This is a genomic window from Pseudomonas capeferrum (genome assembly GCF_000731675.1).
GTDB lineage: Bacteria > Pseudomonadota > Gammaproteobacteria > Pseudomonadales > Pseudomonadaceae > Aquipseudomonas > Aquipseudomonas capeferrum.
The window spans coordinates 138,175-157,130 of record NZ_JMIT01000001.1; the positions used below are offsets into that span (position 1 = coordinate 138,175).

Annotated in this window: 23 protein-coding genes and 1 tRNA gene; 9 read left to right on the forward strand and 15 right to left on the reverse strand. The window is 60.7% G+C overall.

Going from position 1 to position 18,956, the window contains the following annotated elements:
* Positions 1-42 precede the first annotated feature (42 nt).
* On the reverse strand, positions 43-948 hold the full coding sequence (locus PC358_RS00630) for a LysR family transcriptional regulator (RefSeq protein WP_033696803.1): 906 nt from the start codon (positions 946-948) through the stop codon (positions 43-45).
* A 98-nt stretch (positions 949-1,046) separates the two neighbouring features.
* Between PC358_RS00630 and PC358_RS00635 the strand changes: the two genes are divergently transcribed.
* Complete coding sequence (locus PC358_RS00635; protein ID WP_033696804.1) at positions 1,047-1,808, forward strand: sulfite exporter TauE/SafE family protein; 762 nt, start codon at positions 1,047-1,049, stop codon at positions 1,806-1,808.
* Position 1,809: 1 nt separating this feature from the next.
* Here PC358_RS00635 and PC358_RS00640 read toward each other — a convergent pair whose 3' ends face one another.
* The 4 genes from PC358_RS00640 to PC358_RS00655 form a co-directional block, all read right to left on the reverse strand.
* Entirely contained in the window at positions 1,810-3,234 is a 1,425-nt protein-coding gene (locus tag PC358_RS00640; RefSeq protein ID WP_033696805.1) for a GGDEF domain-containing protein, read from the reverse strand.
* A gap of 138 nt (positions 3,235-3,372) precedes the next feature.
* Positions 3,373-5,202, reverse strand: a complete 1,830-nt coding sequence (locus PC358_RS00645; RefSeq protein ID WP_033696806.1) for an SLC13 family permease — start codon at positions 5,200-5,202, stop codon at positions 3,373-3,375.
* Between the two features lie 138 nt (positions 5,203-5,340).
* Complete coding sequence (locus PC358_RS00650; RefSeq protein ID WP_033696807.1) at positions 5,341-5,727, reverse strand: glycine zipper domain-containing protein; 387 nt, start codon at positions 5,725-5,727, stop codon at positions 5,341-5,343.
* 74 nt (positions 5,728-5,801) lie between these two features.
* A complete protein-coding gene (locus tag PC358_RS00655; RefSeq protein WP_033696810.1) occupies positions 5,802-5,990 on the reverse strand; it encodes a hypothetical protein in 189 nt (62 codons plus the stop codon).
* A 224-nt stretch (positions 5,991-6,214) separates the two neighbouring features.
* Between PC358_RS00655 and PC358_RS00660 the strand changes: the two genes are divergently transcribed.
* Positions 6,215-7,366 carry a GGDEF domain-containing protein gene (locus tag PC358_RS00660; protein ID WP_033696811.1) on the forward strand — a complete coding sequence of 384 codons (1,152 nt, stop codon included), beginning with the start codon at positions 6,215-6,217 and terminating at the stop codon, positions 7,364-7,366.
* Positions 7,367-7,376: 10 nt separating this feature from the next.
* Here PC358_RS00660 and PC358_RS00665 read toward each other — a convergent pair whose 3' ends face one another.
* Entirely contained in the window at positions 7,377-7,679 is a 303-nt protein-coding gene (locus tag PC358_RS00665) for an RcnB family protein (RefSeq protein WP_033696812.1), read from the reverse strand.
* Between the two features lie 114 nt (positions 7,680-7,793).
* On the opposite strand from PC358_RS00665, the gene PC358_RS00670 reads away from it, so the two are divergent.
* Positions 7,794-8,144, forward strand: coding sequence for a hypothetical protein (locus PC358_RS00670; protein WP_033696813.1), 351 nt, complete (start codon positions 7,794-7,796; stop codon positions 8,142-8,144).
* 55 nt (positions 8,145-8,199) lie between these two features.
* Positions 8,200-9,021 (forward strand): class I SAM-dependent methyltransferase, encoded by an 822-nt coding sequence (locus PC358_RS00675; RefSeq protein WP_033696814.1) that lies wholly within the window; start codon positions 8,200-8,202, stop codon positions 9,019-9,021.
* Here the strand turns inward: PC358_RS00675 and PC358_RS00680 are convergent, their stop codons facing one another.
* From PC358_RS00680 to PC358_RS00695, 4 genes are all read right to left on the reverse strand, one after another.
* Positions 9,022-9,789, reverse strand: coding sequence for an SDR family oxidoreductase (locus PC358_RS00680; RefSeq protein ID WP_019470688.1), 768 nt, complete (start codon positions 9,787-9,789; stop codon positions 9,022-9,024). It lies immediately after the preceding gene.
* Positions 9,790-9,812: 23 nt separating this feature from the next.
* Positions 9,813-10,880, reverse strand: coding sequence for a phosphotransferase family protein (locus PC358_RS00685; protein ID WP_033696816.1), 1,068 nt, complete (start codon positions 10,878-10,880; stop codon positions 9,813-9,815).
* A 187-nt stretch (positions 10,881-11,067) separates the two neighbouring features.
* Complete coding sequence (locus PC358_RS00690; protein ID WP_033696817.1) at positions 11,068-11,385, reverse strand: SCP2 sterol-binding domain-containing protein; 318 nt, start codon at positions 11,383-11,385, stop codon at positions 11,068-11,070.
* A 56-nt stretch (positions 11,386-11,441) separates the two neighbouring features.
* The gene (locus PC358_RS00695; protein WP_033696819.1) at positions 11,442-12,152 is read right to left on the reverse strand and encodes a histidine phosphatase family protein; all 711 of its coding nucleotides are present in this window, start codon (positions 12,150-12,152) and stop codon (positions 11,442-11,444) included.
* 198 nt (positions 12,153-12,350) lie between these two features.
* Between PC358_RS00695 and sohB the strand changes: the two genes are divergently transcribed.
* The 3 genes from sohB to trbK all read left to right on the forward strand — a co-directional run bounded on the left by sohB (position 12,351) and on the right by trbK (position 14,127).
* On the forward strand, positions 12,351-13,370 hold the full coding sequence (gene sohB / locus PC358_RS00700) for a protease SohB (protein WP_033696821.1): 1,020 nt from the start codon (positions 12,351-12,353) through the stop codon (positions 13,368-13,370).
* A 154-nt stretch (positions 13,371-13,524) separates the two neighbouring features.
* Positions 13,525-13,598: transfer RNA gene (locus tag PC358_RS00705), tRNA-Cys, on the forward strand.
* 310 nt (positions 13,599-13,908) lie between these two features.
* Positions 13,909-14,127: an entry exclusion lipoprotein TrbK gene (trbK, locus tag PC358_RS00710; RefSeq protein WP_033696822.1), complete on the forward strand. Its 219-nt coding sequence runs from the start codon at positions 13,909-13,911 to the stop codon at positions 14,125-14,127.
* A 263-nt stretch (positions 14,128-14,390) separates the two neighbouring features.
* Here the strand turns inward: trbK and PC358_RS00715 are convergent, their stop codons facing one another.
* Together PC358_RS00715 and PC358_RS00720 are read right to left on the reverse strand one after the other, a co-directional pair.
* On the reverse strand, positions 14,391-15,290 hold the full coding sequence (locus PC358_RS00715) for a DMT family transporter (RefSeq protein WP_033696823.1): 900 nt from the start codon (positions 15,288-15,290) through the stop codon (positions 14,391-14,393).
* A gap of 178 nt (positions 15,291-15,468) precedes the next feature.
* Complete coding sequence (locus PC358_RS00720; RefSeq protein ID WP_033696824.1) at positions 15,469-16,536, reverse strand: SDR family oxidoreductase; 1,068 nt, start codon at positions 16,534-16,536, stop codon at positions 15,469-15,471.
* 72 nt (positions 16,537-16,608) lie between these two features.
* Between PC358_RS00720 and PC358_RS00725 the strand changes: the two genes are divergently transcribed.
* Positions 16,609-17,004 (forward strand): MerR family transcriptional regulator, encoded by a 396-nt coding sequence (locus PC358_RS00725; RefSeq protein ID WP_033696825.1) that lies wholly within the window; start codon positions 16,609-16,611, stop codon positions 17,002-17,004.
* A gap of 89 nt (positions 17,005-17,093) precedes the next feature.
* On the opposite strand, the gene PC358_RS00730 is transcribed toward PC358_RS00725, so the two are convergent.
* Together PC358_RS00730 and PC358_RS00735 are read right to left on the reverse strand one after the other, a co-directional pair.
* Positions 17,094-17,462: a hypothetical protein gene (locus PC358_RS00730; RefSeq protein WP_156056727.1), complete on the reverse strand. Its 369-nt coding sequence runs from the start codon at positions 17,460-17,462 to the stop codon at positions 17,094-17,096.
* The gene (locus PC358_RS00735; protein WP_050506020.1) at positions 17,434-17,691 is read right to left on the reverse strand and encodes a DUF6434 domain-containing protein; all 258 of its coding nucleotides are present in this window, start codon (positions 17,689-17,691) and stop codon (positions 17,434-17,436) included. The genes PC358_RS00730 and PC358_RS00735 overlap by 29 nt, the downstream gene beginning before the upstream one ends.
* 183 nt (positions 17,692-17,874) lie before the next feature.
* Between PC358_RS00735 and PC358_RS00740 the strand changes: the two genes are divergently transcribed.
* On the forward strand, positions 17,875-18,099 hold the full coding sequence (locus PC358_RS00740; protein ID WP_033699934.1) for a hypothetical protein: 225 nt from the start codon (positions 17,875-17,877) through the stop codon (positions 18,097-18,099).
* 342 nt (positions 18,100-18,441) lie between these two features.
* Here the strand turns inward: PC358_RS00740 and PC358_RS00745 are convergent, their stop codons facing one another.
* A complete protein-coding gene (locus tag PC358_RS00745) occupies positions 18,442-18,783 on the reverse strand; it encodes a hypothetical protein (protein ID WP_227696970.1) in 342 nt (113 codons plus the stop codon).
* Positions 18,784-18,956: the final 173 nt, after the last annotated feature.

Consider the following 18,956-nt stretch of genomic DNA (forward strand, 5'->3'; position numbering starts at 1 on the left):
TAAATTGAGCAGAATTTGAACAGTCCTTTTCGGGTGCTTGGGTCAGGCCGACAGGCCGGCGCGGCGCAGGGCCTGCAACAGCTCACGCACCCGTGCGGGCAACTCGCCAGCGGGGTAGACCGCGTGCATTTGCGGGTCCTGGCCTGTGCTTGAAGTCAAGTGGTATTGCGGGCACACCCGCACCAGGCGCCCGGCTTCGACCTGGGCTTCGCCAACCCAGGCTGCCAGGCGCGCGATACCGCCCCCTGCCAAGGCGCTGTGGTACACCGCATCGCCCGAATCCAGGCGAAGCCGTGGCGTCGGGCGCAGGCTGGTGATCTGGCCATCACGGCAGAAGTGCCAGGCTTTGAGTATGCGCGGGGCGGTATGCAGAATCAGTGCGTGGTCTTCCAACTGATCGGGGTGTTGCGGGTTGCCCGCCATGGCCAGGTAACCTGGGCTTGCATAGAGATGGCGGCGGTAGCTCCACAGCGGATAGCCGATCAGCTCGCTGGATTGCGGAAAGGCACCGCGCACCACGAAGTCGAATTTGTCCAGCAGTGGGTCCAGGGCGGCATCGCTGTACTGAACGTCCAGGGTCACTTGTGGATGGCGTTGGGAAAACGCGGCAAGTACCCGTGGCAGCACATGTTCAGCGAGCAATTGCGGCACGGCAAAACGGATCCAGCCTTGCGTACTGCCGCTGAGCGCGGCCAGCTCATCGGCTGCATCACGTTGCGCATCCAGCAAGCGTTCGGCATGGGGCAACAAGCGCTCGCCGGCTTCGGTGAGGGTCACGGCATTGGCGTTGCGGTTGAGCAGTTTGCTGCCGGCATTGTCTTCCAGAGTTTGCACCGCACGCGTCACTGCACTGGGTGAGCGGCCCAGGGCGCGCGCTGCGGCAACGAAGCTGCGCTTGTGCGCCACACTGACGAACGCCTGAATCTCCCGCAGCATGTCCAATGCCATTGCCTAGCCCTCGTTGCAGTTTTCGCAATGTGGCATTTCAACACAAGTGCGGCACTTTGATTAGCCTTGCAGGCTGACTCACTGCCTGGAGCTGTATCATGATGGATATCGCCGTACTTTCTGTATTCGCCTTTGCCGCCGGTTTGATCGACGCCGCCGTGGGCGGTGGTGGGCTGATTCAGATTCCGGCGTTGTTCAACGTGCTGCCCACCGCGCAACCGGCGGCCTTGCTGGGCACCAACAAGCTGGCCTCGGTGTGTGGTACGGCCTTTGCGGCGCGCTCGTTCATTCGCAAGGTCACGCTGGACTGGGGGCTGATTGTGCCCGCAGCGCTCAGTGCCTTCGTCATGTCGTTCGTCGGCGCCGCCACAGTATCGCTGGTGCCGCCCAGCGTGATGCGCCCGGCAGTGCTGGTGATGATCGTCCTGATGGCGATCTACACATTCTGCAAGAAGGACTTCGGCACCTTGCACAAGCCCACGCAGATCGGTCGCAAGGAGCAGTGCCTGGCGGTGCTAATCGGCGGCGCGATCGGTTTCTACGATGGGCTGTTCGGGCCAGGCACCGGCAGCTTCCTGATCTTCCTGTTCATTCGCTTCTTCGCCCTGGACTTCCTGCATGCCTCGGCTTCGGCCAAGGTGGTGAACATCGCGACCAACCTGGCGGCGCTGGTGTTCTTCGTGCCGTCGGGCAACGTGTTGTACGCCATCGCCTTGCCGATGGCGGCATGCAACATTCTCGGCGCTTTGACCGGCACCTGGCTGGCGGTGCGCAAGGGGGCAGGGTTCGTGCGCGGGCTGTTCCTGATTTTGCTGTGCGTACTGATCGCCAAGCTGTCCTGGGACTTGCTGGCCGGGTGAGTCAGACCACCTGGCGCTGTGCCTCGGCCTGTTCGACACGGTTGCGGCCATGGGCCTTGGCCCGGTACAGCGCCTGGTCGGCGCGCGCCAGCAGTTCGTCCAGGCTCGGTGCCGGGGTCTCGGCGGCGCAGCCGTCCAGGCCGATACTCACGGTAATCTGCAGGCGATGGTCGGCCTGCACCACATGCAGGTCCTGCACCGCCCGGCGCAGGCGTTCGGCGGTGAATTTGGCACGCTCCGGCGCAAGGCCCGGGAGGACCACGACAAACTCCTCGCCGCCCATGCGTGCGAACAGCTGCCCTTCGTGCAACTGGTCTTGCAGGGTGCGGGCGAAATGGCGCAGCACTTTGTCACCGACCGCGTGGCCATGCGCGTCATTGATCGCTTTGAAATGGTCGATGTCCAGCATCATCAAGGTCAGCGGCAGTGCCGGGCCGTGTTGCTGGCGGCTGTCGAGCAGGGCGTTGGCACGGCGGGTGAACGCGCTGCGGGTCAGTACACCGGTCAGGTGATCGATGGTGGCCTGATGCGCCAGGCGCGCCAGCAGGCTGCGGTTGGCCTGGCTGACACAGGCCACCACCAGCGGGCCGAGCACCAGCATGGCGATGCCCAGGCGCGCCGACATCAGCGTAGTGACCCCCGGTTCGCTTTGCGGCACGCTGAAGTGCATGAGGTTTTGTGCGACCGCGACGATCAGCGTGCTGCCAGCGGTGAGCGTCAGCAGCGAGACCAGAAACGGCGGGTAAGTCCAGGCACACCACAACAGTGCGGCAATGGGGAAGGCAATGGCGCCTGGCCCACCAAAGGCAATGCTGAAGGCCAGCGAAGCAAGCAGCACCAGCAGGGGCGGCAAACGTACCGGCTGGGCGCCGCTGCGCATCAGGGCGCGTACCGAGGGGGCGGTCAGCAGCACTGGCAGCACCAGTACGCCGGTCGAGAACTGTTCGCTGAACCAGGCCACCCAGGTGGCCTGCAGGGATTGCTCGAACCAGGGGGCGGCCATGACCGAGGCCAGGCTCGCCGCGACCATGGCACCGGCCGCGCAAGCGGCAAACACGCTGAGTACGCCATGCGGGCTGCGCATGCGGCGGTGCAGGCGCGGCACGCGTGCCAGCAACTGCCACACGCTGAACACCATGCCGAGGTTGCACAGGTTGAACCACAAGGCCGGCATCCAATCGCTGCCGCACAGCAGGTCGGCCGCCACCATGGCCAGCCACACCAGTGTGAAACCAAGGGCATTGGCCTGACGGGGGTAACGCAACAGCACGCCGACCAGTACCGCATTGACTGGCCAGAACAGCGACAGGGACTCGATCGGGCGTGCCAGGATGCCGCCCAGGGTCAAGGCAAAGGTCAGGCAAAGCAGAGCGACGTAGGACAACAAGCGCGATTGGGCTGGAAAAACCATGAACTCGACCGGCAAGCGGAAACGAAATCCAGGAAAACGCCTTGAAGCACCTGGGGCAATTACGTATCAGTGTGTTTCCACAGGGCAGTGGGTGTCAATCTGCCGCGATCCGGCTGGATAATGTCAAATTGCCTGCATTCCCTGTCGATTTCATCACAAGCCGAAGAACCACGGCACCATCAGTACGGTGACCAGCATCACCAGCAAGGTAAAAGGGACGCCGACTTTGACGAAGTCACCGAAGCGGTACTGCCCAGGCCCGAGCACCAGGGTGTTGACGGGTGACGAGACGGGCGTCATGAACGCTGCCGATGCGGCGAGGGCCACAGTCATGGCGAACGGGTAGGGCGACATGCCCAACTGGGTGGCGGTGCTGATTGCTACCGGTGCCATCAGCACGGCGGTGGCGGTGTTGGAGATGAATAGGCCGATCACCGCGGTCACGGCAAACAGGCAGGCCAGAATGGCCCTCGGTCCGGCGTCGCCGAGCAAGCTGACCAGGCCGGTCACTGCCAGGTCGATACCGCCGGTTTTCTGCAGGGCCAGGGCAAAGGGCAGCATACCGACGATCAGTACCAGGCTCTGCCAATGGATGGCCCGGTAAGCGCTGTTCATGTCGATGCAGCGGCCCGCGCCCATCAACAGGCAGCCGATCAAGGCGGCGATGACATTGGGCACCGCGCCGCTGACCATCAGGCCGACCATCACCGCCAGGCTCAGCAAGGCCTGCGGTGCGCGCCTGCGGGCCGGGGCGACCTGATCGACTTCGGCGGGCAGGCTCAACACTAAAAAGTCGTGGGGGTTGCTTTGCAGTTGACGCACGGCTTTCCAGGGGCCTACCACCAGCAGCGTATCGCCCAGGCGCAGCTTTTCTTCCACCAATTGCTCTTCGATGGCGGCCTGTTCACGGCGCAAACCCACCACGTTGAGGCCGAAACGGCTACGGAACGCCAGCTCGAGGATGCTCTTGCCGACCAACTGCGAGCCGGGGGGCAGCGACACTTCGGCCATGCCCAGCTCCTGGGACTGGTCGATGAAGTACGCCGCCTTGAAGTGCAGGGGTTCCAGTTGCATGGTCTGGCACAGGCTGCGCAGGTCGTCGCGGTTGGCGAACAGGTCGAGCAACAGCACGTCACCTTGGTGCAGCACGGTGTTGGAGTCGGCCGCGATGACCCGCGTGGTGAACTTGTGCTGGCGTTCGATGCCGATCACGTTGGCGCCATGCCGGGTGCGCAGCTCCAGCTCGCCCAGGGTATGGCCGATCAGCGGCGAGTGGGGGCGGATGCGCAGGCGCCGCTCGCGGCCGTTGAGCTTGTAGTCCAGCACCAGGTCGAGCAGCGTACGGCGGGTTTCCACGCGGCCGTCCTTGCGCACTTCACCATTGAGCCAGTGGCGCGTCAGCAGCATGTAGCCGATGCCCAGCACCAGCACCACCAGGCCGAACGGGGTAAAGCTGAAGAAGTTGAAGCCCTGCTCGCCATGGCGCACCAGTTCACTGTGCACCACCACGTTGGGGGGCGTGGCCACCAGGCTGAGCATGCCGCTGATCAGGCCGGCGAAGCTCAAGGGCATCATCAGGCGGCTGGGTGACAGTTTGAGGCGCGCGGCGATGCTCAGCACCACCGGTATGAAGATCGCCACCACCCCGGTCGAGCTCATCACCGAGCCCAACCCCGCTACCGCCACCATCAGCAATACCAGCAGGCGCACTTCACTGTTGCCGGCCCGCTCGCTCATCCACTCGCCAATGCGGTAGGCAATGCCGGTGCGCACCAGGCCTTCGCCGATCACGAACAGGGCCGCGATCAGCACCACATTGGGGTCGCTGAAGCCGGCCAGGGCCTGTTCCACGGTAAGGATGCCCGATAACGGCAGGGCGAGAATCACCATCAGCGCGACCACGTCCATGCGCGGGCGGTTGATGATGAAGAGGACGACGACGATGGCCAGCAGGCCGAGGACCCAGAGCAGCTCTTGGTTCATGGGGAGGGGGTGTTCCTTCACACGGGGGCACGGTAGACAGTAGCAGCCAGTGTGCCAGCTTGCGGTGAAGTGTATGTTGACGTGTTGCAGGGTTTCACAAGCAAAAGGGGCTGCCGAGCAGCCCCTTGGTCACCGGGATCAGTGACGGTGACGGCGGTGCTTCTTGCCGTTGTTGTCGCCCAGGTGGTTGCCGATGGCACCCCCTGCAGCACCGCCCAGGCCGGCACCGATGGTCGAACCGGCAGAGCCACCGACCTTGCCGCCCAGCAGCGAACCACCCGCCGAACCCAGGCCACCGCCGATGGCGGCTTCGGTGCGATTGCCCTTGCGTGCGCCTACCGCACTGCCGGCCGCGCCGCCGACACCGGCACCAATCGCAGCGCCGGTACTGCCGCCGATCTGTTGACCGACAACGTTACCCAGTACACCACCCAGGCCACCGCCAATGGCGGCGGTACCGTCACCGGCGAAAGCGCCCTGGCACAGCAGCAGGCCGAGAGCAAGGGAAGGTAGAGTCAGACGCATGGTACGAACCTCAAAAGGAATCATCAGGTTAAGGTGCCGCGCAACGGGCGGCGGGTCAGGGGTGCAAAGACGCTTCAGCGGTAGTAGCGGTCACCGCGGTATTGACGATTGTCATCGTCATCATCGCGGTCATGCCGATGATGGTGGCGCTGGCCACGGTCGCGATCACGCCAGCCATCGTCGTCGTCATGGTAGCGATGGCTGTGGCAACCAGCGGTCAGCAGGATGGCGGCAACCAACGAGAAGCTTGCAAGGCGGGTCATCACGATATAGGTCCTTGATCCGCAAAGGTTTACGGGGCACTTCCTGAGACTGGGAACGGTCCATTTGGTTTCCTTGGCAGGCAAAATTTTGTCAGGCGCGCGATCAGCGGCGTGCCTGCCGGCTGCTGTTCTGTCCCGCTCGGTCATGGCCGAGCCGCGGGTCGGCCACTAAACTGCACAGCAAGCCGCAGCCAAGACGGCAAACTGCCACACGGTGAATCACGATGATCGCCCACACCCCCACGTTGTTCGCCGCCGTTGCCCTGGTTGCAACCATTCTGGCCTTCTGCCTGCTGCTGGTCGGGCGCAGCAACCGCCGCGACAACCTGATGCTGACCGGTTGCGGGCTGCTGGTGCATGCCTTGGCCTATGTGTGCTACACGCTCTATGCCCAAGCGCCGTTATGGGTGAGCTATGGCCTGGGCAACAGCTTGCTGTCCCTGGCCTTGGCGTTCTATTCGGCCAGCCTGTTCCGGGTGCGCGAGCAAGTGATCCCGTGGCGGATGATCTTCGTCATTCCCGCCGTCATGCTGGTGGGGCTGATGCTGCTGCTCGATACCCTTGAGCCCCGCATGTTGCTGGCGACGCTGGTGCTGATGCTGCAGTGTTCGATGATCCTGTATTGGGCGCGGCGTTACGTCGAGCGGCCGGGCAGGGCGCACCTGCTGCTGCAGATCGGTGCGCTGATCAGCCTGGTCGGGCTGGGCATGCGCGCCGTGGCTGTGGCCAATGGCACGGCCGTGGAAATGCGCTACGACACCAGTAACCTCAAGCAAAGCATTTCGGTGGCGATCGGCACTGCCACGGTGATGATGTATTCGATCGGGCTGGTGCTGATGGCCAAGGAACGCAGCGAATCACGCCTGCAGCACCTGGCCCTGCGCGATGTGCTCACGGGTACCTACAATCGCCGGGCGATCCTCGAGCGCTTCGTCGTCGAGCTGGACCGCGCCCGGGACGCGCAGAGCAGCCTGGCCGTGGCCATGATCGACATCGACCACTTCAAACGCATCAACGATCTGTACGGGCACCTGGCCGGTGACGAGGTGCTGTGCCATTGCGTGCGCCAGTTGCAGCAACGCTTGCGCCAGGGAGACAGCCTGGGCCGCTATGGCGGCGAGGAATTTTTGCTGCTGTTGCCCGAAACCGACCGCGTTGGCGCAATGGCGGCGCTGCAGGGCTTGCGTGAGGCCATTGCCCGCAGCCCCGCACGCTTTGCCAGCGATGAAATCGAACTGCGTTTCAGTGTCGGATTGTGGTGCAGTGTGCCCGGCGCCAACGACAACACTACCAGCCTGCTTGCTCAGGCCGATGCAGCGCTGTACCAGGCCAAGGCCGCCGGGCGTAACACAGTGCACATGGCGGCCTATGTGTAGCTCGGCAGGGTCAGGACGCGGGGTGGATGGCCAGGACCACACCATTGGTGATCTGCACCAGCACATAGTGCTCGCCCATGCGCACCCAGTGGCTTTCCTTTTCGGGGGCCGGCAGACCTTTGGTTTTCCAGTCTTTTACCGTCTGGTCATCGCGTTTGTATTGGTCGGGGGCCTTGTCACCTACCTTGAGTTCGCGGTTGTGGGTTTCCGGCCCGGTGATGCTTTCTTCGGCTGAGGGCGCGGCAGAGGCGGCCAGCGGTAGGCAGGGCAGGGCGGCGAGCAGCAGTGAAGGCAGCAGGTGATGCAGTTTCATGGCGGTTTCCTTGTGACGGCATGTCCTTACTGCGACAGCGGCGTGCCGCCAACAATTCACTCGCGGTGCCTGCCAGTGCTAGAGTCGCCTTCTTTTTTGCCCTGAGGGTTGAACATGCGAGCAATTCTGCCGATGGCCGCGATACTGATGCTGGTCGGTTGTGCTTCTGCGACCATGGAAACGGCACGTGGCGGCAAGCCGACCGCGCAGCTCGATTCGCACAAGGCGCCCGCGCTGGTAGCCCAGTGCATCCAGTTCAGCTGGCAGGAAGAGGCGGTGTTCGGGGTCGATGCCAGTGGCTACCTGGAGCCGCGCAAGCTGGGTGGTTTCACGGTGTATACCCGCGATGCCGAAGCGTTCGTGGATATCTATCCGCAAGCAGACGGAACGCGGGTCGACTACTACGCGCAAAACAATGACAGTGTGGCCCTGCAACGGCGCGCGGCGGCGGCGACCTGCCTGTAATGATGAAGGCCTGACCAGGGCTGCCGAGACACGACACGTAGACAAGGACGTAAGCATGGACCGATCACTGCAACTCAACCGCAGCAGTTGGGACGAACGAGCCCCCTTGCATGCGGCCTCGAAAGACTATGAGGTCGAACGGCTCGTCGAGCACCCTGCGCATCTTTCCGAAACCGTTCGCTTCGACCTGCCGTTGCTAGGCGATATCAGCGGGTTCAACACCGTTCACCTGCAGTGCCACATCGGTACCGATACCCTCTCGCTCGCCCGCCTGGGCGCGAAGGTCTGCGGCCTGGATTACTCCGGGGCTTCGCTGGCCGAGGCGCGGGCACTCGCCGAGCGCTGCGCGGTGCCGATCGACTATGTGGAATCGGATGTCTATGCCGCCGACCAGGTGTTGCCCGCAGGTAGCTTCGACCTGGTCTATACCGGCATCGGCGCACTCTGCTGGCTGCCCCACATCGAACCGTGGGCGCGTACGGTGGCAGCCCTGCTCAAACCGGGTGGGCGGTTGTTCCTGCGCGATGGCCACCCGATGCTGATGGCGGTCAACGAAGACCATCAGGACCGCCTGTTGATCGAGTATCCGTACTTCGAGCACGACACTCCGACGGTCTGGCATAACGACCAGACATACGTCGAAACCGATCAGCGCCTGGTCCATACCGAGACCCATGAGTGGAACCACGGCCTGGGCGAGGTGATCAGTGCGTTGCTGGCGCATGGGCTGCAACTGACAGCTCTGGTCGAGCACCAGAGCATCCCTTGGGAGGCGCTGCCGGGCCAGATGGACAAAGGTGCCGACGGCGAGTGGCGCTTGCGCCAGCAGCCGTCACGCCTGCCTTTGAGCTACACCCTGCAGGCAATCAAGGCCTGATCAGGACAGGTAACCGCCGTCGACGTTGAGTGCGGTGCCGGTGGTGTAGCTGGAGGCATCGCTGGCCAGGTACAGCACCGCGCCGGCCATTTCCTTGGGGTCGGCCACGCGCTTGAGCGGGATCTGCTGCAGGGCGGCGTTGAGGATGGCGTCGTTCTTCACCAGTGCCGAGGCGAACTTGGTGTCAGTCAGGCCTGGCAGCAGCGCATTGCAGCGGATGCCGAACTGCGCACATTCCTTGGCGAAGACCTTGGTCATGTTGATCACCGCCGCCTTGGTCACCGAATAGATGCCCTGGAAATGCCCCGGCGAGACGCCGTTGATCGACGCCACATTGATGATGCTGCCGCCGCCGTGTTCGCGCATCAGCTTGCCGGCTTCCACCGACATGAAGAAGTAACCACGAATGTTGACGTCCACGGTCTTCTGGAAGGCGTTCAGGTCGGTGTCCAGCACGTTGCAGAACTGCGGGTTGGTGGCGGCGTTGTTGACCAGGATATCCAGGCGCCCGAACTGTTCGCGGATACCGGCGAACACCTGCTGGATCTGCTCCATCTCGCCGATGTGGCAGGCCACTGCAGTTGCCTTGCCCCCGGCGGCAATGATCGCCTCGGCGACCTGCTGGCAGCCGTCCAGCTTGCGGCTGGAGACGATCACGTGGGCGCCCTGCTGGGCCAGCAGGTGGGCAATGGCTTCACCGATGCCGCGGCTGGCGCCGGAAACGAAGGCGATCTTGCCGTCAAGGTCGAACAAGTGGGTCTTGGACATGCTGTTTTCCTTGTTGTCTGTCGTCAGAGCGTGGTGCTGGCGATGACCTTCAAGGCCATCTGCTCCAGCAGCCGGTTCATGTGGATGAACTGAGCGAAGCGCTTGTCCTGGGTCTGGCCGTGGTAGTAGCGGTAGTAGATCTGTTGCACGATGCCGGCGAGGCGGAACAGGCCATAGCAATAGTAGTAATCGAAGTTGTCCAGGCGGATACCGGAGCGCTCGGCGTAGTAATCGACGAACTGGCGACGGCTCAGCATCCCAGGGGCGTTGCTGGGTTGGCGGCGCATCAGTTGCATCGGCGCCGGGTCACCCGCTTCGATCCAGTAGGCCAGGCTGTTGCCCAGGTCCATCAGCGGGTCGCCAATCGTGGCCATCTCCCAATCCAGCACGCCGATGATGCGCATCGGGTTGTCGGCATCGAGGATCACGTTGTCGAAGCGGTAGTCGTTATGCACGATGCCGGGGCGCGGATGGTCGGCGGGCATCTGCTCGTGCAGCCAGGCGATGACCTGCTCCCAGCGTGGCGCATCCTCGGTGATGGCTTTTGCATAGCGGCTGGTCCAGCCCTCGACCTGGCGCTGCACATAGCCTTCCGGCTTGCCTAGGTCGGCCAGCCCGCAGGCCTGGTAATCGACTTGGTGCAGTTCCACCAGGCGGTCGATGAAGCTTTTGCACAGGGCTTCGGTCTTGGCGGCGTCAAAGTTGAGTTCAGCGGGGATGTCCGAGCGCAGGATGATGCCCTTGACCCGCTCCATCACGTAGAACTCGCCGCCTATCAGGCGCTCGTCGGTGCAGTGCACGTACGCCTTGGGGCAGTACGGGAAGCCATCGTTGAGCTGGTTGAGAATGCGGAACTCGCGGCCCATGTCGTGGGCCGACTTGGCCTTGTGGCCGAACGGCGGCCGGCGCAGTACAAAGTCGCGGCCCGGGTAGCTGACTAGGTAGGTGAGGTTGGAGGCGCCGCCAGGGAACTGGCTGATGCTCGGCAAACCCGCCAGGCCGGTGATATGGGCCTTGAGATAAGGGTCGATGACGGCCGCGTCGAGTTCTTCGCCGGGGCGTACCTGGGTGGACTGATCGGTGAGCGTCATGCGTTTTCCTTATTATCGATCGCAAGGACTATTGGCTAATTTAATGGCCTGCGGGAACTGGAACAAGCGTCCTAGTAGTCATATAGACAAGGGTGTTGCAGGTGGATCAATCGCCTTGATGGGGTGGGCAAAAAAAAACCGAAGCCGGTCAGGCTTCGGTTTTTTCATCGCTCGGCGTGCCCGTCACTCAGGAAGGGAACAGCTCGCTCAGTTTCATCGACAGCATCATGTCGCCCTCGACGCGCAGCTTGCCGCCCATGAAGGCCTGCATGCCGTCGGTCTCGCCACTGACGATACCCTTGAGGGTCTCGCTGTCCAGCACCAGGGTGCAGTTGGCGTCTGGGTTCTCGCCTTCCTGGATGTCGCAGGCACCGTCCTTGACGATCAGCGCGTACTTTTTGCCTTCGTCGGTGATGTCGAAGCCGAACACCAGGTCCAGGCCGGCGGCAGCGGCTGGGTTGAACTTCTCTTGCATCTTCTTAACGGCATCAGCTACGGAGGTCATGGCGCATTCCTTATAGAGTGATTTTCACGTCCCCGCAGGGACACAACAAGCCGGGCTCATCGGTAGGTAATGAGCTCCGGCGCCCTCAACAGCTGCACATGGGCTTGGCTGTTGAAGGAAGCCAGTGCCACGTCGCGGCCGCGGAACTTCAGCTGGCTGAGCGACGTGTTGATAATTTGCCAGTTCAGTGCGAAAGCCTGGCTGGGGGTAATGCAGGTGACCAGGTGGAGCAGGGCGGCGATGGTGCCGCCGGAGGTGAAGATGGCGATGTTGTCGCCACTGCCTGCGGCTTCGAGCACACGTTGCAAGCCCTTCTGGACGCGGGCGGTGAAGGCCTGCCAGGTCTCCAGGCCGTCGTCGGCATGCTCGCCATCGTGCCAGCGCTGCACCATCAAGGCGAACAGGCGCTGGAATTCACTGCGGTGCTGCGCGCCATTGCGCAAGATGTGCAGGGCGTTGGGTTCGTGCTCCATCAGCCCCGGCAGCAGGGCGTGGATCACCCCGTCGGCATCGAATTCATTGAACGCCGCGTCGGTCTCGACAGCCGGTACCGCGCAGCCGCTGGCGTGCAAGGCCTCCAACGCCAGGCGTGCGGTATCCTGCTGACGGCGCAGGTCGCCGGCCACGCAACGATCCAGCCGCACACCGAGCTGAGCCAGGTGTTCGCCCAGCGCCTGGCTCTGACGCACACCGACGGCTGAGAGGACGTCGTAGTCTTCGGCACCAAAGGAGGCTTGGCCATGTCGGATCAGGTAGAGGTTGCCCACGAAGGTATCCGGCCTGTTGGAGGTTGCTGCGAGGTTAGGATGTGCCACACAGGCTGTCAACGAAAAAACATACAAGCGTTTGAAAAGGTTGTTTGAACTGTGTTGCCAGCGTTTACACCGGCTGGCAGCGCCTCAGGCGCACCGGTATGCTTGTAGCAGTTACGCGCTGAACTGGCGCCAGTCTTTGAAGGAGTCAACGTGGAGTTTCTTGCCGAATACGCAAGCTTTCTCGCTAAAACCGCCACCTTGGTGATTGCCATCCTGGTGGTGTTGTCGGCCATTGCCGGTTTGCGCGGCAAAGGGCGGCGCAAACCGGGCGGGCAACTGCAGGTCACGCGCCTGAACGAGTTCTATAAAGAGCTGCGCGAGCGCCTGGAGTCGGGTTTGCTCGACAAGGCCCAGCTCAAGGCCTTGCGCAAGCAGCAGGCAAAGGCGGAAAAACAGCAGAAAAAAGCCAAGGGTGAAGAAAAGAGCCGGGTCTTCGTGATCGATTTCGATGGCGACATCAAAGCCTCGGCCACCGAGAGCCTGCGCAACGAGATCACCGCCCTGCTGACCCTCGCCACCCCGCGTGACGAGGTGGTGCTGCGGCTCGAAAGCGGCGGTGGCCTGGTGCACAGCTATGGCCTGGCCGCTTCGCAACTGGCGCGTATTCGCCAGGCAGGCATCCCGCTGACCGTGTGCATCGACAAGGTGGCTGCCAGCGGTGGTTACATGATGGCCTGCATTGGCGAGAAGATTGTCAGCGCACCCTTTGCCGTGTTGGGTTCGATTGGTGTGGTGGCGCAACTGCCCAACGTCAATCGTCTGCTGAAGAAGCACAACATTGATTTCGAGGTGCTCACCGCCGGCGAATACAAGCGCACCCTCACGGTGTTCGGTGAAAACACCGAGAAGGGCAGGGAGAAGTTCCAGGAAGACCTGGACATCACCCACCAGCTGTTCAAGGATTTTGTCGCCCGCTATCGGCCACAGCTGCACATGGACGAAGTGGCCACCGGCGAAGTCTGGCTGGGCGTGGCAGCGCTTAACCGCAAGCTGGTGGACGAGCTGCAGACCAGCGACGAATACCTGAGCGACCGCGCCCGCAACGCCAACCTGTTCCACTTGCACTTTGCTGAGCGCAAGAGCCTGCAGGAACGCATCGGCATGGCCGCCAGCGGCACGGTGGAGAACACCGTGGTGGGACTTTGGAGCAAACTCGGCCGCTTGCGCTAACACCTTGAACCCCTTGAAATTTTTTTCTGTTCAGGGGGTTGCAAGGTTCATTGAATGCAGACATAATGGCGCCCATCGAAACGCAGCGAACTTTGAAAAAGGTTCAGTGTTTCAAGGAGATAGCAAAGCGAAAGCGGCTAACTCCAAACTTTGAGGCCGAGTAGCAAAGTGGTTATGCTCCGGATTGCAAATCCGTCTACGCCGGTTCGATTCCGACCTCGGCCTCCATTATTCGAAAGCCCCGCAGATTAACGTCTGCGGGGTTTTTCTTTGTGGGTCGAAAAAGACAGGGGTTCCGAAACTACAGAGGTGGAGTTCCGAAACTTCAGCCTTTTGAGGGCTTGGCGATGGCGCCGACGCGGCGGTAAACGCGCTCCATATCGTCCCTGCGCATGGAATTGATGATGCAGGTGCCGCCATCTCTGGTGAGGCGTTATGGTTGAATAGGGGAGGGGGCTGGCTGATGGCACTACGCCGCGCTTTGCGGGGCATTTCGATCCTTGGTATAACGCCCGTCCATTTCACAGGAAGGAACCTCATGAAGCGCACCCTTACTACAATGCTCGCTGCTGCACTCGCTATGGGCTTGGCCGGCTGTAAAGAAGAAGCCGCCGATACTGCCGCCTACGAGCCCACTGCCGAACATTGCCAGCCGGACTACCTCAAAACGCTTCCAGACAACAAGGCCCGGGAAGACCTGGTCGAAAAGTGCATGACCGGTGGCTCGTACAAGAAGTCAGAGCCGAAGACCTGGTAACGCCCGTCCTTCGTCAGTCATCGCCGCCTCATCAGGGGGCGTTTTCGTTTTCCGGGAGGGTGAATCCGTCTACACCGGTTCGATTCCGACCTCGGCCTGCACATTCAAAAGCCCCGCAGATTAACGTCTGCGGGGTTTTTCTTTGTGGGTCGAATAAAACAATCGTTTCCGAATCTGGCCATTGCGTGGTGGGGCTCACGCGCTCACCCGTTCGGCGATAGATGCGCTTGGTGTGTGCGCCGAGTGCTGACTCAAAAAGCGAATTACACCGCAGACGGCTGTGCTGTCTTCTTGCCTAATCGGATCAATTCGTTTGAGAAACACAGTCCAGTGAGGATGAGCCCGGCCCCCCAGTACAACGTGTCTCGCGGTACCTCATTAAGGACCACGAACGCCAGAAGTGCGGCAAACAGCGGTTCAGTCAGTTCCAGTGCCTGAACTTGTGATGGCTTTAAATACTCGATGGCTTTGGTGGTGCAGAAGAAACCGAGGATGGTCGGCAATGCAGCCAGGGCCACCAAAGCCATGACCGCCACCGGTGACAGCTCTCCCATGATGAACCCATTGGTTGCAGCCGGCATCAGCAGGTAAAGACTCCCGAAAAACAATAGCTGCCGAGTGAAATGCAGTCCTCCAGAAACGCCCATGCGCTTCATGGCAACCGAAAACGCGCCATAACCGCAGCCTCCAATCGACGCGAGCACTGCGCCTTGCAGCGAAAAACCTTGTTCCAGGTCTGCTCCAAAAACCACGGTAATACCGGCTATCGTCAATCCGGCACCTACCGCTGCGTTGGCGGTGATTGGGTCCTTGAGGACTATCCGGCCTAGTAATAACGAAGAAATGGAAGCACTTGCCATCAGGATCACCACCACGCCCGCTGCGGCGTAATGGTTATAGGCCGAGGTTTCAAAGTGGAACAACACAAAAATGCCGAGAAAGGCGCAGACGGCTGCCTGGAGCCACTTAGCCGTATGCCAGGGCCGCTTGAGGAATAGCAGCAAGACTGACAGCAGTAGGCAGCCGAGTACGGTCTTTATCAGGGCGATACTGCTGGGGCTGAACCCACTGTTCATCAGCACCTTGCTGAATACTCCGATTGTTGCATTCAGTGCAGCGGCGCAAAGTGCAAAGAGGACGCCTTTGCCGAATTGAGATTGCATCAGTACATTCCTTGTTAATGTATGCTGGATTGCTCGTAGGCGAGGCTAAGTGTCGATCCTTTTGACCAACCAAACGGTCTGAAAGTAACTATTTGGTCTGCGAAGAAAATAGAGTGCCTTAAGGGCAGAAATAAATGCCAATGTGCGCAGAGGGCAAGCAACTCTGTAGAGGGCTAGATTATTGCTTCGTCACGTAGTCCTTGACGTAGCGCACCGTGTTCTCGATAGCACGTGTCATGTTGGGATGGGTTAATTGATACTTCCGTTCCAGTTGTCTACTCATACCCATATCGAAGCGCTGCACCTGAATAAAATTTAATGACTCGGCGCTGATCGCGAACCGGGTCGCCAGTCCGGGAATGGTCAATAGCGACCTGAGCAACCCTATTGGTACATGGCGGCGGGGTGCCTTGACGTCTAGCGTTTTTGCGATCTGCAGAAGCATCCCTTGTAAGCTCGGTGTTCGCTCATAGAGCGCCAGGACCTGACGGTTGGCCATGAAGGGGTCGAAGGCCACGCAAATCATCATCTTCACCAGGTAATCGACGCTGACTAATGGTAACCAATGCCTGACAGAGCCGGGTACAGCTTTGAACTGGCCTTGTGCCAGGTTTCGAATCAGTTCGGAAAACGGTTGGCCTTCCAAGATATGTCCGTTCTCGCTGTGGCCACACACCGTAGCAGGATGAACAATCGTGTAATCCGCGTCTGCGTCTTGCATGTAGCGGATGACAGCAAAATGGGATTCGAGTTTGCTGCCTTCATAGCCACCTACACGGGCGTAGACCGCAGGCCAGTCTGTGTTCTCAGGGCATGTGATATCAACTCCGATACTGTTGAGGTGGGTAAGGTTTTGTAGCATGAAACCGCCCACCATCAGCAGTCGGATGCGTTGGCTAGCCGCAAGCTTGGCCACGCTCAGAGCACCTTGAACATTAATGGCGCGAGCACGCTCCAGTGTCAGCCCCCAGGAGAATTGCGCAGCGAGGTGGAAAATCACAGTGGCCGAAGACACGTTTTGCTTGTCTGCCTCGCTGAGTCCAAGCCCCTCCCTGCTGATATCGCCCTCAACGGCATGGATAAACGCAGGGTTACCTCCCAGTTGGCCTACCTGTTCCCTGAGACGCTCTATGTTTCCAGGGGTGCGCATAAGCACCCAGGTCTTGTGCCCTTTCGCCGTAAGACGGCTCAGTAGATGTTGGCCCACAAACCCACTGCCACCTGTGATGAAGCATTCCGCACTCATGACTGAATCCTTGTTTAGCTGATCGGCGCAGGCTAAGGTATAGAGCCTACTCTACAGTCAAGGATTTTTACCGTGAACATTGGTGAGTTGGAGCGCCGGAGTGGGATCAGCCGCCACGCATTGCGCTATTACGAACAGCTCGGCCTTATCGTGTCCCATCGACAAGCCAACAACTACCGCAGCTATAGCGAACAGACCGTTGTCGATTTAGCCTTCATTCAGAGTGCGCAGAGCGGAGGTTTTTCACTCGCAGAGATTGGGGAAATTCTTGCGGCCAGGCGGGGTAATAACATCGATTGCGCGCACGGTGTGGTTTTGGTAGCCGCCAAGATGGCCGAGATTCAAACGAAGATCACCACACTGCAAGCCGCTTATGTTTTTCTAAGCGCGGAGCGTGCGAAGCTTGAAGCCAGTGCTCTGGCCAACGGACAGACTATTCCTCTACTGCCTGACCATGGTCGTGTCTAAGACGCAATGTGCAAGAGCAAGGCATCCCGGCCAGGTCAGACTGTAAAAGTGCAAGCCCGCCGAGGTGGCGGGCTTGCAGAGATGGCAGTTTAAATGCTCATGCGTTCAATCTTCGACGTGTTGCCCAACAGATTGAGTGCCGTGCCCAGGGACGGAATAATCGACCGAACGCCAGGGAAACCATTTCTCTCGTCAAGATAGAGAATCGATCCGGCAACCATGGCCAGGCCCACTGCACTTGCCAAGTTGGCAGCGGAGGCAGGGATGCGTCGCGAGTCCTGCCACAGGAACAGAAGGGCACCGACCAGAAGTTCGCCTGCCCTGGAAGGCAGCATGTAATAAGCGAACGAGGTGTCGCGAGCCAGGAAGTACTCACTCACCGCGAAGGAGCCGATAGCGAGAATGACGCCGGCTGCCACCAGCAGGCGCTTACCTCCGGCCTTCATGGCGATGATCATCAACGCCGGCCATATCAGATAGAACTGCTCTTCTACGCAGCCATTCATCAGCAACGTCGCCCAGTGTTACGGGCTCGCCGCCCTTGATCCAGGCCATGAAGGTGCGATCGAACTTGAAGCCATCGCCGCATTCGCCGACCATGAACTGCCGGACCTTCTGCGTGTTGCGGTAGTTCTTGTCCAGCGGGGTTGCACGGGTGATCGGCCCTGCGTGCCAGTCAAAACTCATTCCCTGCTCCTTGGGTGGCAAAGTCACCCGCAGCGTAGCACTGCTCGTGCTGCAGAACACTGACGGTGTAAGCACCCTCTGTGCCCGGCCACACACGGGTAGGCAAATTTTTAAGTAGCGCTTATGTAGCCGGAGGAGGAGTATTGATGGCTTCCCGGCGCAATGTCGGAGGGAGTCATCTCAATGGATCGCAAGCCCAGCAATCAGGAAGTCGCAGTAGCGATCGGCATAAGCGAAGCGGAAGTCCTACGATACCGAAGCGAAACGTTGTTGCTCGGCGATGGCTCATGGCTGATCCACTTCACGTTCGTGATGCCCAAAGAGCTTCGGTTCGGCTTGACCGGGAGCTTTTCCCACATCTTGAAAGCGCCGCCGCCTTTCGATGACCGGCGGATGGAGGCTCTTTAAGGCTGGCACTTGGGGGAGGGGAAGGGGAATTCACCCCGTCAGTGACGGATGAGGCGTATAGTGACAAACGAGTTGCTGCATTCCAGTGACTTCCCTATCGAGGTTCAGTCATGAATGCCTCCCATCAGTCCCCCACGCACAAAGCCCACCTGCGGCTCGACGAGCAGATCAAAGTATTCCTCTCAAAAGGCGGGTCCATCCAGGAGGTGGCTTCCGGTATTGGCGCTTCCGATCGTGTCGGCCCCAGGCAGCCTTCTGCCAGGTGGTCCAATTCGAAGGGCTAGGCCTTGCGTTTGAGACGTTAAAGCAAAACCGGCCAGTGGCCGGTTTTTTTGTGGGCTTTCAGCTGTCTGCTGATGGGCGTGTGGGGAAATGCTGAGGATACAGCGCCCTGTCCACCTCCAGCTTTTCAGCGTCGCCAATACGCTTGCGCACTTCGGCGTAGAACTGCTGGCTCTGATTTTGGAACCTGATAAAGTCGCGGTCGCACTCCGCCTGCGCGGCCATCAGCTCCAGGCCGGCAAGCCCCTGGGTGGACTTGCGCGACAGGACATAGGCCTGCCAAGCGTTTTCAACCTTCAGCAGCCCTCTAGCGAACGCTTTTGTCTCGATTGTCGCCATTGAAACACCCTCTTTGAGCCAAATAGGCTCGTCGGTGTGGATCGCCAGAGCGACGATGGGCAAGCGCGTTGAAACGCCGATTACCAAGGCATCGGATAGCTGAGCTTAGCGTGTTTTCTGGGTGACGCCGCATAGTGGTTGGAGCGAGGAAAGGGGCTAGGCCCAACCTGGGGTCAGGCAATTATTAAGCGGCAAAAGAAAAGCCCGCCGACAATGGGCGGGCTAAAGAACGTACG